At 64.5% G+C, this 14726-nt stretch carries 14 protein-coding genes; 2 read left to right on the top strand and 12 right to left on the bottom strand.

Going from position 1 to position 14726, the window contains the following annotated elements:
- Positions 1-15 precede the first annotated feature (15 nt).
- The 12 genes from AC07PR_RS24305 to recA all read right to left on the bottom strand — a co-directional run bounded on the left by AC07PR_RS24305 (position 16) and on the right by recA (position 12152).
- Positions 16-1806, bottom strand: coding sequence for a PglL family O-oligosaccharyltransferase (locus AC07PR_RS24305; RefSeq protein ID WP_495136837.1), 1791 nt, complete (start codon positions 1804-1806; stop codon positions 16-18).
- Positions 1807-1886: 80 nt separating this feature from the next.
- Positions 1887-2651 (bottom strand): TfpX/TfpZ family type IV pilin accessory protein, encoded by a 765-nt coding sequence (gene tfpZ, locus AC07PR_RS24300; RefSeq protein WP_495136836.1) that lies wholly within the window; start codon positions 2649-2651, stop codon positions 1887-1889.
- Between the two features lie 124 nt (positions 2652-2775).
- Positions 2776-3195, bottom strand: a complete 420-nt coding sequence (locus AC07PR_RS24295; RefSeq protein WP_495136835.1) for a pilin — start codon at positions 3193-3195, stop codon at positions 2776-2778.
- 287 nt (positions 3196-3482) lie between these two features.
- On the bottom strand, positions 3483-4265 hold the full coding sequence (locus tag AC07PR_RS24290; RefSeq protein ID WP_495136834.1) for an MBL fold metallo-hydrolase: 783 nt from the start codon (positions 4263-4265) through the stop codon (positions 3483-3485).
- A gap of 240 nt (positions 4266-4505) precedes the next feature.
- Positions 4506-5162 (bottom strand): FHA domain-containing protein, encoded by a 657-nt coding sequence (locus AC07PR_RS24285; protein ID WP_377159155.1) that lies wholly within the window; start codon positions 5160-5162, stop codon positions 4506-4508.
- A 40-nt stretch (positions 5163-5202) separates the two neighbouring features.
- Positions 5203-5997 carry a Stp1/IreP family PP2C-type Ser/Thr phosphatase gene (locus AC07PR_RS24280; RefSeq protein ID WP_377159154.1) on the bottom strand — a complete coding sequence of 265 codons (795 nt, stop codon included), beginning with the start codon at positions 5995-5997 and terminating at the stop codon, positions 5203-5205.
- Entirely contained in the window at positions 5994-6998 is a 1005-nt protein-coding gene (locus AC07PR_RS24275) for a serine/threonine-protein kinase (RefSeq protein ID WP_483108194.1), read from the bottom strand. Before AC07PR_RS24275 ends, AC07PR_RS24280 begins: the two co-directional genes overlap by 4 nt.
- 84 nt (positions 6999-7082) lie before the next feature.
- Complete coding sequence (locus tag AC07PR_RS24270) at positions 7083-7814, bottom strand: TerC family protein (RefSeq protein ID WP_483109314.1); 732 nt, start codon at positions 7812-7814, stop codon at positions 7083-7085.
- 192 nt (positions 7815-8006) lie between these two features.
- Positions 8007-8900 (bottom strand): succinate--CoA ligase subunit alpha, encoded by an 894-nt coding sequence (gene sucD, locus AC07PR_RS24265; RefSeq protein WP_297524421.1) that lies wholly within the window; start codon positions 8898-8900, stop codon positions 8007-8009.
- A gap of 27 nt (positions 8901-8927) precedes the next feature.
- Positions 8928-10088: an ADP-forming succinate--CoA ligase subunit beta gene (sucC, locus tag AC07PR_RS24260; protein ID WP_483108195.1), complete on the bottom strand. Its 1161-nt coding sequence runs from the start codon at positions 10086-10088 to the stop codon at positions 8928-8930.
- A 438-nt stretch (positions 10089-10526) separates the two neighbouring features.
- Positions 10527-11090 (bottom strand): regulatory protein RecX, encoded by a 564-nt coding sequence (locus AC07PR_RS24255; protein WP_495136833.1) that lies wholly within the window; start codon positions 11088-11090, stop codon positions 10527-10529.
- 15 nt (positions 11091-11105) lie between these two features.
- Positions 11106-12152: a recombinase RecA gene (gene recA, locus AC07PR_RS24250; RefSeq protein WP_431100723.1), complete on the bottom strand. Its 1047-nt coding sequence runs from the start codon at positions 12150-12152 to the stop codon at positions 11106-11108.
- Positions 12153-12470: 318 nt separating this feature from the next.
- Between recA and AC07PR_RS24245 the strand changes: the two genes are divergently transcribed.
- Both AC07PR_RS24245 and AC07PR_RS24240 read left to right on the top strand, forming a co-directional pair.
- Positions 12471-13142, top strand: coding sequence for a response regulator (locus AC07PR_RS24245; RefSeq protein WP_091730277.1), 672 nt, complete (start codon positions 12471-12473; stop codon positions 13140-13142).
- Between the two features lie 71 nt (positions 13143-13213).
- Positions 13214-14719, top strand: a complete 1506-nt coding sequence (locus AC07PR_RS24240) for a sensor histidine kinase (protein ID WP_483108197.1) — start codon at positions 13214-13216, stop codon at positions 14717-14719.
- The last annotated feature ends 7 nt before the right edge of the window (positions 14720-14726 follow it).

Genomic DNA, 14726 nt, shown 5'->3' with positions numbered 1-14726 from the left:
CCTTCATCGACGCCCTCAGCGCAGCTCGCGGAAGCTGTACTCGCGCTGCGGAGCCTCGCATTGGAACGGCTTCGCCGCCGCGCCGAGCGCCGCCACTTCATCGCATTCGGCCAGCCATTCCTCGCTCGCTGCGTTGCGGAATTCGCGTAGCCGCTGCACCAGGTAGCGGGCCTTGTCGGTCTCTCCCACCGCGTTGAGCGACTTCGCCCAGGACATCAGCAGCCGCGTGTCGATGAGGTGATGACCGGTCAGCCGCGAGGCCTCGAGCGCCACCGCGCCGGGCGGCTGAACCGTCGCTTCGGCGTAGTCGGCCTGCAGCGCGAACAGTGGGGAACGCTGGCCCGCAGCGATGCGATCGTCGAGCGACGCGGCGCCCGCCGGCGGCGCGTAAATATGAACGATGCGCAGGTAGTCCGCCACGACGAGCGGCACCAGTGCCGCCGTCAAGAGACCAAGCGCAGCCAGCGCAGTACGGCGCTGTCCCGGTTCGGTCTTCGAGCCCGAGGCCTTCGTGTCCTCGACCATGCACAGGCCGTATGCCAGCCCCGCAGGCAGCAGGAAATAGGCATACCAGAGCGGGTATTCGAACTGGCTGTGCAGACCGATCATCGCGACCAGCATCCCTGCACAGCGAGTAGCGGCACTGCCTGCGATCGACCGCTTCAGACCGGTCCAGAACCCCCAGGCCAGCAAACCCAACGTGAGCAGACCCAGCGGCAGACCCATCTCGACGAGGAGTTGCAGCTCGAGGTTGTGGGTGTGATCGAAGAAGGCCACCGGGCGATCCGGGAACGGCGTCATCGTCCAGGCGAAATTGAAATCACCCCACCCCGAGCCGGTGAGCGGGTAACGCTGCAGCAGGCCGATGGCGTTCTTCACGATCGCAATGCGGGACGGGGAGCCGGCGCCTTCTTCCGATACGCGCGACTGCGCGCCGAAGGCGTGATGGCTGACGGCGGTGTACCACTCGAGCAGGCCCCAGCCGATCGCGAACATGATCAGCGTCGACCCCAAGGCAATGCGCACGCGGCGCGAGAGACGACCATCGATCGCGCCCCAGATCGCCAGCATGCCGATGCCGATCATCCCGGTGCGGGACGCGCTCAGCAGGACGCAGAACACGAACAGGAACAGCAGCAGGTACAGCGCGATCGTGCCTCGCAGCGCGCCGCGGAGCCGCCGCGCGAGCCAGCCGCTCTGTGCCAGCCAGACAGACGCTACGCAGGCCCACATCAGCAGGCTGGCGAGGTGATTCGGTTGGCGCATGTTGCCGACGGCACGACCCGCCAAGCCCGAGCGCGCGATGACGGTGCCGTCGGCCAGCGACGGGAAGAACATCTGGACGAAGCTGACCATCACGCTCAGCAGCCCTGCAAGCACGAGCGCGACGCAGAAGAGCGTGAGCACGTCGTCACGCTGGCCGGGTGTCACTGCTCGACCGATCTGTACCGCCAGCAGAACGCCGAGCAGCATGGCGGTGCTGGTCAGCGCCATCGACCAAGGCAGTTCGTGGGTGAAAGGTGCGGCGACAGCCACCACCGTCATCAGCAGCAGCCCAAGGGAAACGCCATCGATGCGCCAGCCGGCCAGCAACGATCGTCCCCACGCCAAGCCAGCGACCAGCAGGCCCAGCCCTGCGAATGCCGCCAACTGGTTGTAGAGCGTGGCCGAGGGGGTTTGGTTATAGGCGACCAGGGGCGCCAGCGTTACGCCCAGCAGCAAGCCGATCAGCGTCAAGACCTGGAATTGCGGCGCGGTGGACGAGGCAGGGAGATCGGCGGCGGGCTCTGTCGCGGCGAGCGTCATGAACGGTCCGGGTCGTGGGGACAGGGCGGAACTCTAACGCTCGCTGGACCTTCCACCTGGAACGCATTGCAACGTTGGGCTCAGAAGCCGTCGACCGGAGCGAAGCCGACCGGATCACCGGTCGTCTTGTCGAGCAGCACAGACCAGTCGGTGCGGCGTGCGAGCATCGGGATGTAGATCAGTTGCTCGATGGGCTTGCCGGTCTTGACAATGGCGGCTTTGAGGGCATCAGCCTGTTTCGGCCGACGGGCAAGCAGCTCGGCCACAGGCTTTCCGACTTTGAAAGCCGCAACTCGGGCCTGCGCATCCCAGACCTTCCAGAATTGCGGCCGCGCGCCAAGGTCCGCACCAGCAAGCGCGGACATGATCGCGTCGAATTTTTCGCTTCCGCCTTCAGCCGGGCGCGTATTCACGAGTAGCGGGCCAGTTATCGACAGACGCCGAAGCGATTCCGGTGCCATCGGCAGCTCGTCCTCGACCACGCTGGCCGCGATGGCCACGCGAAAGCGATCCCCTTCCAAAGCCAAGACCACCGGACGCGCCTCGAAGACGGTATGCACGCCATAGGCCAAACCAGCAAGTTGCAGCGCAACTACGACTGTCATGTCTCGCCATAACTCGGTGCGTGGTTTGCGATTGTCGAAGACGACCAACGTGATCATTGGGCCGAGTACCACGTCCACACCTACGACTATCCCGAACAAGCCGAGTCCTCCGGACACTTCGCTGTACGGCCAGGGATACCAGAGGAAGAACACCATCGCCGCCACTGTCGTCGCGACGATGAGAGTCGAAATGAAGTGCAGGCCGGACGCACGCAGGCGTCCGCGAAGGCTTGGCGTCATATGGAAAGGAGATCGGACCCGGAACTTGCGCCATTTTGGCGGATGCGCGCAGTCAGCCGATGCATTTGCGTCCAGAAATAGCAAACGGGGCCGAAGCCCCGTCGATCATTCAGTGAAGGATCGATTACTTGCAGCTGGAAGCAACGAACTTCTTGTCGATGTCGGAGGTGCAAACCCAGTCCAGCGACTCGTTGGTGCCGTTGACCGTCGCCGTCACGGTGATGCCCTTGCCTTGGATCGTGGCGTCGTTGAATTCGGTGGAAGCAGTGGCCTTAACGGCGCCGCCGGTGTAGGTCACGCCGCTGACGTACTTGCTCTTGATCTTGTCAACGGTGATCTGGTCGTCCGGAGGAATCGCACCCTTGACGGTGTAGTACTCCTGAATCTGGGCCTTCGGCTGGGTAGCGGCAGCCATCACTTCCGCGACCTTCGTCTTCTTGATGTAATCCGAGTACGCCGGCAGAGCCACGGCAGCCAGAATACCGATGATCGCCACGACGATCATCAGTTCGATCAGGGTGAAACCTTGTTGAACGCGCTTCATAAAAACTCCAAAGAGAGGAAGTGGGGTAGAGACGAAGCGTATGTACGCAGGGCTCGTGCCAGCCGCTTCTTTCCTTGATTAGTGCACGACATCACGGACTGGCAGCATCAGGCATCGCTTCAAGTGACGTTTTTTGTCAGACGGCCTGCCCAGATTTGTCACCTCTCCAGACGCTGACAAGGTTTGTCAGATCACGATGACGCAAAGATCCGGCGATCCAGAAACGACGCAGCCCGCGGCGGAGGTCCGGCACGGGCTGCAAGTGGCGAGAACGCGGCAAGAAGGTATCAAGCCAACGTGAACTCCTGGAAGTTCTCCAACGCCGAAATCCTGTGCGTCGTACGCAGGCCCATGACCGCGTCCATCACCGCTGCGCGTTCTCCAGGCTTGATGTGCGTGATGTGCACGTCGATTGCGCCGCCAAGTTTTGCGAGTTCATCCCGAAGCGTCGTCGGGCACAGGTGCTTGCTGATGCCAGCCAGACCGCACTCGTCGTCGCCGAAAGCGCACTCGATGATCAGATGCGCCACTTTGATTTCAGACAGTCGCTGCCAGAGCGCCGGGTTCGGGCCGGTGTCGCCAGTGAAGACCCAGTGACCCGGTGCGCCGCCATCGACTGCAAATCCCACAGCTGGCACGGTGTGCGCGGCGCTGATGACCTCGATTCGACGGCCACCGCCCAGATCGAGATGATCACCAACAGCGAATTCATGGAAGGTCAGAGCCGGCCGCTCCAGCGACGGGAGGCGCGTGAAGTCGGGCCAGATCACGCCGTTGAAGACATGTGCACGCAGTGCCTGCAGAGTCTCGGGCAGCGCGTGTACCTTGACCGGGGGACGACCAGCCTGGGCGCGTCGACGCTGGACCGTATCTGCCAGCAGGCCGATCGCCAGAACATGATCGAGATGCGAATGCGTCACCAGGATGTGGTCCACCTTGGCCATCGCGTCCACGGTGAGCTCGGCCACGCCGCTGCCGGCGTCGATGAGCACATCGTCGTCGAGCAGAAAGGAAGTGGTCCTGTAGCCGGCCGCCAGGGCGCCAGCGCAACCAAGCACGCGAATCTTCATGCGGAAGACTGTAGAGGCACCCTCGTGTGGCGCTAAGCGCCGAATCCTCGATTCGAAGGTTTATTGCCGTCGCTTACGCGACCCCGCCGCCATGCCGTGAAAACCTGCACGCGTGTAGGTGTTCGCCCGACAGCACCGAATCATCTCGATACAGGATGGTGCGCCTAAACCACGCCGCTGGATCACCGACCGGCAGCAAAAAGGGGCCCTGCGGGCCCCCTTCGTATCGAGACGGACCGATCAGGCCTGCACGAACTGCATCTGCGTACCAGCCAGTTCGATCACATCACCGTTCTTCAGGGGGACCGATTCGGCCGTCAACGGCGCGCCATTCACCACTGGCCGGGCGCCACCCTCGACGTGCGCGAACACATAGCCGCTCGGTCTCTTGGTGATCGACGCTACCTGCACGCCCGGCTTGCCTACCGTCGTCACGACCTTGGTGAGCGACACCTCGCGGCCCGCCGCGGGTCCGTTCAGCACCTTGATCGCCGCTGGCGCGGTCGACACCGGCGCCGGGCCCAGCCCACCGAACGAGGAAGGCAGACCGAAACCGCTGCTCGGCGCAGTGCCGGGCCGCAGGATCATCGTCTTCTCGTAGTCGCCGTTGTCCTCGAGCAGGAACTTGATCTTGTACTTGCCGACCTCAATCACGTCGCTGTGCGACAGCAATTGCTTCTTGATCGCCTTGCCGTTGATGTACGTGCCGTTCGTCGAGTTCAAGTCCTCGATGAACACATCCGCCCCGACCATCTGCAGCACGGCGTGTTCGCCGCTCACCGCTAGGTTGTCGATGACGATGTCGTTGTACGGCCGCCGGCCGAGCGTGGTCTTGTCCTTGGTGATCTGCACTTCCTTGATCACCACGCCGTCGAGCGACACCACCAGCTTGCCCATGCTTGACCTCGAGTCCTGTCTTTATTTGTAGAGGGCCGCCTCAACGGCGCCCATTGTTGCGACTGAATGGCCACCACGCCCATGGCTTGGTGCGACTTTCCGCGCGAACCAGAACGATCGCAATATTATCCTTGCCACCGAGATCATTGGCCGTGTCCACCAGCGCCTGCGCTGCTTCAGGCAGATCATTGTGGCTTTGCAGCACCTGTGCCACGCTGGCGTCATCGACCATGTCGGACAGGCCATCGCTGCACAGCAGGATCTGGTCCCCGGGCAGCAGCTCGTGCTGATGCACCTCCAGCATCACCGTATCCTCGACGCCAACGGCTCGCGTGACCAGATTCTTGTTGCTGCTGAAGACGGCTTCCTCTGGCGTCAGTAGACCTGCATCGATCTGTTCCTGCAGCAACGAATGGTCACGCGTCAGCTGGACAAGTTGGCCTTCCCGATAGCGATAGGCCCGCGAATCGCCCACATGCCCGAGCAACAGGCTCTGTTCCCGGAAGACCGCCAGCACCAGCGTCGTCCCCATCCCCGCATAGCGCGGATTGGTGTTGGCGGCGTTGAAGATCGCGCGGTTGGCGTTGTCCACGCAAATGTCCATCGCCCGTCGCACATCGATGTCTGTCGCATGCTGGCCAGACTCGGCCAGCCATCGACCCAACTCCGATTTGATGAACGTCGTCAGCATCTGGCTGGCGACCTCCCCCGCGTTATACCCCCCCATACCGTCGGCAAGCACCGCGAGCCCGACGCCCGGTTCCAGGGCGACCGAGTCTTCATTGTTGTCGCGCACACGACCGGTATCGGTGGCGCTGAAGAACTCCAGGGTCATGTCTTGCTGGCGGGATCGGCTGGGGGAAGGGGATTGTGCACTGCGCCCTGGGACTGTAGCCGCAAAGTTTGCTCGAATGCCTGTCCCGCCGGTGGGGGGGGTGTGGCACCCGTGCTATTGGCCAGTTCCACTGGAATCTGAGCCAGCACCGCCTCCAGATCCTGGGCCAGCGTGTCGCCGCGCTGGTAGCGCAATTCGGGACGCTTTTCCAGCGCCAACGCCACGACCATGGCCAGCGACTCGGGCAACTCAGGCCGAAGACGACGGACATCCGCTGCCGGCTGATTCATGATCTGGTGCATCAGCGTCGCCATCGACTCCGTCTGATGCGGAAGGTGGCCGGTCAACAGCTGGAACAGCATCGCGCCCAACGAGTAGAGGTCGCTGCGACCATCCACTTGCAGGCCGGCCAGTTGTTCCGGCGACATGTAGGACGGCGTACCCAGGACCAATCCCGTCCGCGTCCGACTGCCATCGGCGACACGAGCAATGCCGAAGTCCATGATCTTCACGCTGCCGGATTCCCGTTCCAGCATGACGTTGGCGGGCTTGATATCGCGATGTACGACCCCGTGACCATGGGCGTACTGGAGCGCCCGCGCCAGGCGCGCGGCGAGCAGCAGTACCTCGCGCAAGGGCAGCAGTTGGCCAGGCCGCGTGTGGTGGCTGAGATCCTGCCCCACGACGTATTCCATCGCGATCCAGGTCTCGCCAGCGCATTCGCCAGCGTCAAGCACGCGCAGGATGTCGGGATGATCCAGATGCCGGGCCGCGCTCGCTTCACGCATGAAGCGGTCGCGAACGTCGATCAGGTCCTCCGCCGCAAACTCACGTTGCAGCGCCAGGCGCTTGATGGCGACGGTTCGGCCGCTACGGCGGTCGACAGCCCGATGAACGACGGCCATCGCACCCCGGCCAACTTCCTCGCCGATGTCGTAGTCGTCCAGCGCCACAGCCGCCGATCGCGGCATCGGCTGCGTCGTCGGCAAGGTGTCGGACACACCCAGACTCCCATCGTCAGATGCGCCTCGGCCCAGAAGTCTCTTCAGGAAGCCGGAGGCGCTCATGACATGACAGGCCTTTCGTCAGGCTTGAGCCGGACGGCGCGCGGCCAGCAGCTTGCCGACGAGCAGGACGAACAGCGCGCCGCCGACACCCAGGGCGTAATACACCTGCGGCAGCACTTCCGTCGTACCGGGCTTGCTGCCCGCTTGCATCGGCACCCAGGCATTGAGCGCGGGATCGGTCACCACCATCGTGCCGGCAATCCAACCCAGCAGCATCGCGCCCAGCGTGATCACGATCGGGAACTTGTCCATCAGCTTGATCACCAGTTGGCTACCCCAGACGATGATGGGGATCGACACCAACAGGCCGAAGATCACCAGCGGCATCTGATGTTGACCGCCCGCGCCTTCGGCAGCTCCGGCGATCGCGATGACGTTGTCCAGGCTCATCACGAAGTCCGCGATGATGACGGTCTTCACCGCGCCCCAGAGCTTGTCGCTCGCTTCCATCTTCGAGTGGTCGTCCTCGCCTTCCGGGATCAGGAGCTTGATGCCGATCCACAGCAGCAACACGCCGCCGACCAGCTTGAGGAACGGGAGCTTGAGGAGGGTCAGCGCGAAGAAGATCAGCACAACGCGCAGCACGATGGCACCTGCGGTGCCCCAAAGGATGCCTTTGGTGCGCAGATTCGGTGGCAGCTTGCGGCAGGCAAGCGCGATGACGACGGCATTGTCGCCACCCAGCAAGATGTCGATCAGGATGATCTGGCCGACGGCGAGCCAGAACTCGGGGCTGGTGAGCATGTCCATGTAGGGAACCCGCGCCGGGCCTCGCGCAACGAGAGCCCAGTCTAAAGCGTTGGAGGGCAAACGAATGAAGGGGCCCCATGGGCCCCTTCATTCGTTTGGGGGGTACGGCTGGATTGTCCGCGCCCGCCCCCAGGAACCGCAGTGCGTGAAATTACGCAGCAACAGCTCCTGGCATCAGGTTTTTCCTGCTACTTACAGCAGGCCTTTCAGCAGCTTGCCCATTTCCGACGGGTTGCGCGTCACGGTGAAACCGCACTCTTCCATGATGGCGAGCTTGGCATCGGCCGTGTCGGCACCGCCGGAGATCAGCGCGCCAGCGTGGCCCATGCGCTTTCCGGGAGGCGCGGTCACACCCGCGATGAAACCGACTACCGGCTTCTTCATGTTGGCCTTGCACCAACGGGCGGCTTCCGCCTCGTCCGGGCCACCGATCTCACCGATCATGATGACGGCGTCGGTGTCCGGATCGTCGTTGAAGGCCTGCATCACGTCGATGTGCTTCAGACCGTTGATCGGGTCGCCGCCGATACCGACTGCCGAGGATTGGCCCAAGCCGATTTCAGTCAGCTGCGCCACCGCTTCATAGGTCAGCGTGCCCGAGCGCGAGACCACGCCGATGCGACCCTTGCGATGGATGTGGCCGGGCATGATGCCGATCTTGATCTCGTCGGGCGTGATCAGGCCGGGGCAGTTCGGGCCCAGCAGCAGCGTCTTCTTGCCGCCAGCCAGTTCCTTGGCCTTCATCTTGTTGCGCACTTCCAGCATGTCACGGACGGGGATGCCTTCCGTGATGCAGATCGCCAGGTCCAGATCGGCCTCGACGGCTTCCCAGATCGCGGCGGCGGCGCCGGCCGGCGGCACATAGATCACCGACACGGTGGCGCCGGTCTGGGCAGCGGCTTCCTTCACGGTGCCGTAGATGGGGATGTCCGAGAACTTCTCGCCCGCCTTCTTCGGGTTCACGCCCGCGACGAACGCGTTCTTGCCGTTGGCGTAGGCTTGGCAGCCCAGGGTGTGGAACTGACCGGTCTTGCCCGTGATGCCCTGGGTGATGACCTTGGTGTCCTTGTTGATGTAGATGCTCATGTCGTATTCCTTGGCTGGGTCTTCGGCTTACTTGACGGCGGCGACGATCTTGGTCGCGGCTTCGGCCATGGTGTCGGCGGCGATGATGGGCAGGCCGGACTCGGCCAGCATCTTCTTGCCCAGCTCCTCGTTGGTGCCCTTCATGCGGACGACCAGCGGGACGTTCAGGTTGACGGCCTTGCAGGCCGTGATCACGCCTTCGGCGATGGTGTCGCACTTCATGATGCCGCCGAAGATGTTCACGAGGATGCCCTTCACCTCGGGGTTCTTCAGCATGATCTTGAAGGCTTCGGTGACCTTCTCGGCGGTGGCGCCGCCGCCCACGTCCAGGAAGTTGGCCGGCTCGCCGCCGAACAGCTTGATGGTGTCCATGGTGGCCATCGCCAGACCGGCGCCGTTCACCAGGCAGCCGATGTTGCCGTCCAGCGAGATGTAGGCCAGGTCGAACTTCGAGGCTTCGATTTCAGCCGCGTCTTCTTCGTCCAGGTCACGGTAGGCGACGATTTCCGGGTGACGGAACAGGGCGTTGGCGTCGAAGTTGAACTTCGCGTCCAGCGCGATCAGGTTGCCCTTCGAATCGCAGTTCAGCGGGTTGATTTCAACCAGCGACGCATCCGTGTCCATGTAGCACTTGTACAGCTTCGCGAACAGGTCGACAGCCTGATCCACCGAAGCGCCGCTCAGGCCGATGGCCGCGGCGATCTTCTTCGATTGCTCGGCCGTGATGCCGGTCAGCGGATCGATGTACTCGGTGATGATCTTCTCGGGAGTCGAGTGGGCGACTTCCTCGATGTCCATGCCGCCTTCGCTCGACGCGATGAAGGCGACCTTTTGCGTGCCGCGGTCGGTCACCAGCGAGATGTACAGCTCGTTCTTGATGTCCGCGCCTTCTTCGATGTACAGGCGGCGGACCTTCTGGCCGACCGGGCCGGTCTGGTGCGTGACCAGCTGCATGCCCAGGATCTGCTCGGAGAGCGCCTTCACGTCGTCCAGGCTCTTGCCCAGCTTGACGCCGCCGCCCTTGCCGCGGCCGCCGGCGTGGATCTGCGCCTTGACCACCCAGACCGGGCCGCCCAGCTTCTGCGCGGCTTCGACCGCCTCTTGCACCGTGAACGCGGGAATGCCGCGCGGCACCGGCACGCCGAACTGGCGCAGGATTTCCTTGCCCTGGTACTCGTGAATCTTCATAGGGAGGTCTCGCTTGATGGATGAATCAGGAAGAGGCTGCCAGTGCCGCGGGCGCTCCGCGGTGCCGGCGTGGAGAGGAGGTTTGCAACGCCGGATTCAACCGGGTCTCCGCGACAAGGAACCCGTCGTCGCGACCATAGGACCGCACGTCGACGGCGCGACGATGATGCGGTGGATGGCGCTCGGGGGAGGCGGAGGAAGACATAAAACCGATGCAAACACGCGAAAACACGCCCGCGGACGAACGCCGGCGGGCTGTTTTGCGAAGCCGAAAATGTAGCATGCTGCGTTGCATCAAGCCCTTGGCGCGGTTGAGACGCGCACTGGCGTGGGCTTGTCAGCGCGCCGCAAGGTGCTCATGACGCACGAAGTTTCGGCGAGTTTCAGCCCCTGTCGCTCATTCAGGCGGCAAGACCGGTGACCGGTTCGACACGCGCTTCACGCATCGGCATCGCTGCCCTCGGCGACGCGTCGGACTGCCCGGCGCGCGAGATCCGAACCGAATCCCCGTCCGATGAGGAAACGCAGGCGTTTGGCTAGCGCCGCTGCATCGAGGGCGGGGCCATCACCGAACTTGCGCCGAAGCAATTCGCAGGCGCGATCCAATTCGCCGGCCACAAGTGTCGAGCGCTGTTCCGCGTCCAAAGCGAGCCCATGCTGGGCGAGCTCCTGCTCGATACGCCGCTGACCGAAGCGCTGAGAGCGTACGTGGATGCGGGATTCGACAAACCGCGACTCGTCGAGATATGCGTTGGCCTTGAGCCAATCGAGTACCGCGTCGACTTCGTCGTCCAGGTCCTTCGATCCGGCTTCATCCGCGAATTCATCGCCCCTCGATTCCGAAGCCTCCCTGGCTTCGGCTTGCCGATCACGCGCGATGCGCAGCAGCTTGCGTCGCAGCTCCATCGCGCTGTGCTCGCGCTGCGCGAGCAGCGCAATCGCACGAGCCTTCAGCGACAGCGGCTGCGAGGCCCGGCCCCGCCGACCGTCGGGCGGGGTCATGTGAAAGCCCCGCGCTTACTCGGCGTCGCCGCCGGGCGTTGCACCCAACAAGGGGATGCCCAGGGATTCGCGGATCTTGTTCTCGATCTCGACCGCCAGGTCCGCGTTCTCGCGCAGGAACTCACGCGCGTTGTCCTTGCCCTGGCCGATCTTCTCGCCGCTGTAGGCGTACCAGGAGCCGGCCTTCTCGACGATCTTGGCGGCCACGCCCATGTCGATGATCTCGCCCTCGCGGCTGATGCCTTCGCCGTAGAGGATGTCGAACTCCGCCGTCTTGAACGGAGGTGCCACCTTGTTCTTGACGACCTTGACCTTGGTCTCGGAACCGATGACTTCCTCGCCCTTCTTGATCGAGCCGATGCGGCGGATGTCCAGGCGCACCGAAGCGTAGAACTTCAGCGCGTTGCCGCCGGTGGTCGTTTCCGGGCTGCCGAACATCACACCGATCTTCATCCGGATCTGGTTGATGAAGACGACGGTGCAGTTGGTCTTCTTGATGGTGGCGGTCAGCTTGCGCAGCGCCTGGCTCATCAGTCGGGCCTGCAGGCCGGGCAGCGAGTCGCCCATCTCGCCTTCGAGTTCCGCCTTCGGCGTCAGCGCGGCGACCGAGTCGATGACGATCAGGTCCACCGACCCCGAGCGCACCAGCGAATCCACGATCTCCAGGGCCTGTTCGCCGGTGTCGGGCTGGCTGATCAGCAGTTCCTGCAGGTTGACGCCCAGCTTCTGCGCGTACTGGACGTCCAGCGCGTGCTCGGCGTCGATGAAGGCGCACACGCCGTCCAGCTTCTGCATCTGGGCGATGACCTGCAGCGTCAGCGTGGTCTTGCCCGAGGATTCAGGACCGTAGATCTCGACCACGCGGCCGCGCGGCAGACCGCCGACGCCCAGCGCGATGTCCAGACCCAGGGAGCCGGTGGAGACGACCTGGATGTCCTCGATCTTCTCGCCTTCGGCCAGCCGCATGATGGAGCCCTTGCCGAACTGCTTTTCGATCTGGGCGAGGGCGGCCTGCAGGGCCTTGGCTTTTTCGGTGTTGGCGTTCTTCACGGGGGCGTCCATGCAATCTTCTCCTGTTGGCTGCGGCGGATTATGGCGCAATCTGTATATCTGTACAGTACTTTGTCGAAGCGGCCGGATGCGCTTTGCGGTGCCGGCAACGGGTCGATGTAGGCATCCTAAGCACCAGATGGCTCACTGGATGAGCCAGCCGTCGCAGTTCCCACCTTTTTCCGCCTTCGGTGGGAGTCATCCCCACGCCGCGCTGTCGTCGGTGTGAGTCGCCACGCCCGACGCATGTCGAGCGAACGCCTCGGAAACGCCTAGGGAACACCAGCAGGCCGCTCCCTAGAATGTCTCCATAACCAGAGGGGACGACACATGCGCATCTTGATCGCCGAAGACGACCAGGTCCTGGCCGACGGCCTGCTGCGCTCGTTGCGGGCGTCGGGCTGCGCCGTCGATCAGGTCGGCAGCGGCAGCGAGGCGGATGCCGCGCTGGCCTCGCATGAATTCGATCTCCTGATCCTCGATCTGGGCCTGCCCAAGCTGCACGGCCTGGAGGTGCTGAGGCGGCTGCGCGCACGAGGATCCTCCGTGCCGGTGCTGATCCTGACCGCGGCCGACAGCATCGAGGAACGCGTCAAGGGCCTGGACCTGGGCGCCGACGACTACATGGCCAAGCCGTTCTCGCTGCAGGAGCTCGAAGCCCGCGTGCGCGCACTCACGCGCCGCGGCCTGGGCACCGCCTCGAGCGTCATCCGCCACGGTCCGCTGACCTTCGACGCGACGGGACGCGTCGCCTACATCAACGACCAGATGGTGGAACTCTCGGCGCGCGAGCTGTCGCTGCTGGAAGTGCTGCTGCAGCGCGCCGGCCGCCTCGTCAGCAAGGACCAGTTGGTCGAGCGCCTGTGCGAGTGGGGCGAAGAGGTCAGCAACAACGCGATCGAGGTCTACATCCATCGGTTGCGCAAGAAGATCGAGCAGGGCCCGATCCGCATCGCGACGGTGCGCGGACTGGGCTACTGCCTTGAGAAGATTCCCGGCTGAGCGGTCGCGTGGGCCTGGCCGCGCGAGGCGCGGGACAGCTCCGCGCGGACGCCTGACCCACGGTGCGCGTCATGGCGACTGATTCCACCGGCCATCGCTCGCTGTTCGGCGAGATCCTCGACTGGATGCTCGCGCCGCTGCTGGTCATCTGGCCGATCAGCGTCGCCCTGACCTGGCTGGTGGCCCAGGGCATCGCCAACAAGCCCTATGACCGTGAGCTCGACGAGATGGCGCGCACGCTCGGCCTGCAGGTCGTGACCGAGCCCGGGCCCGGCGATGCGGCGGCGCGGCGCGGCCGGTCGCGCTACGCGCTCGCGCCCGAGGCCGCCGCCCTGCTGCGCGCGGACGAATCCGACACCGTCTACTACCAGGTACTGGGCCTGCGCGGCGAGCTGCTGAGCGGCGATGCGCTGCTGCCGGTGCCCGAGGTCGAGCCGCCGATCGTTCCCTGGGAGGTGAATCGCCGGTTCGACGAGATCAACAACGAGGCGGTGCGCGTGTCCTACCTGTGGGTGGTGCCAGAGGGGATGGCGGGCAGCGACCGGATGATGCTGGTGCAGGTCGCGGAGACGCTGGGCAAGCGCTCGCGGCTGACCAACGAGATCATCAAGGGCGTCATCCTGCCGCAGTTCGTGATCCTGCCGCTGGCGGTGCTGCTGGTGTGGCTGGCACTGGCGCGCGGGATCGCGCCGTTGAACGACCTGCAGCGGCGCATCCGCTCCCGCGACAGCTCGGACCTGAGCCCCATCGATGAACAGCGCATCCCCGACGAAGTCGCGCCGCTGGTGCAGGCGATCAACGATCTGCTGGAGCGGCTCGACCAGTCCATCCGGTCGCAGAAGCATTTCCTGGCCGACGCCGCGCATCAGCTGAAGACGCCGCTCGCGGGGCTGCGCACGCAAGCCGAGCTGGCGCAGCGCGAGATCGACGAGGGACGCAGCTCGCCCGCGGAGCTGCGCCGATCGCTGAAGCAGATCGCGGTGTCGAGCCAGCGCGCCGCACACATGGTCAACCAGCTGCTGGCGATGGCCCGCGCCGAGGACCAGGAGCACGCCGCCCGGCGCAGCGAAGTGAACCTCGCCGTGCTGGCGATCGAGACCGTGCGCGACTTCGTGCCGCGGGCCATGGAGAAGCGGCTGGACCTTGGCTACGAGGGACCGGAAGCGAGCCAGGCCGGGCTGCGCATCAGCGGGCATCCGCTGCTGATCCGCGAGCTGATCCGCAACCTTGTCGACAACGCGCTGCTCTACACGCCGAGTGACGGAACGGTCACGGTGCGCGTGGTCGAGGACCCGTTCGGACAGGTCTGCGTGCTGCAGGTGGAAGACTCCGGACCGGGCATCGCCGAGTCGGAACGCGAGCAGATCTTCCAGCCGTTCTACCGGGCGCTGGGCACCAACGTCGACGGCTCCGGACTGGGGCTGGCGATCGTGCGCGAGATCGTCCAGCAGCATGAAGCGGAGATTGCGGTCGATGACACGCGAGCGCGTCGACAGGCGGAATCGGAAGGCGCAGGGCCGGGCGCGCGATTCACGGTCCGGTTCGCCGCGCACCCGCTGCAGAACGCCGGCTCCTGACCGCTTC

Source organism: Roseateles sp. GW821-FHT09H11 (assembly GCF_059415845.1).
This window is presented reverse-complemented; position numbering and strand designations above follow the sequence as displayed.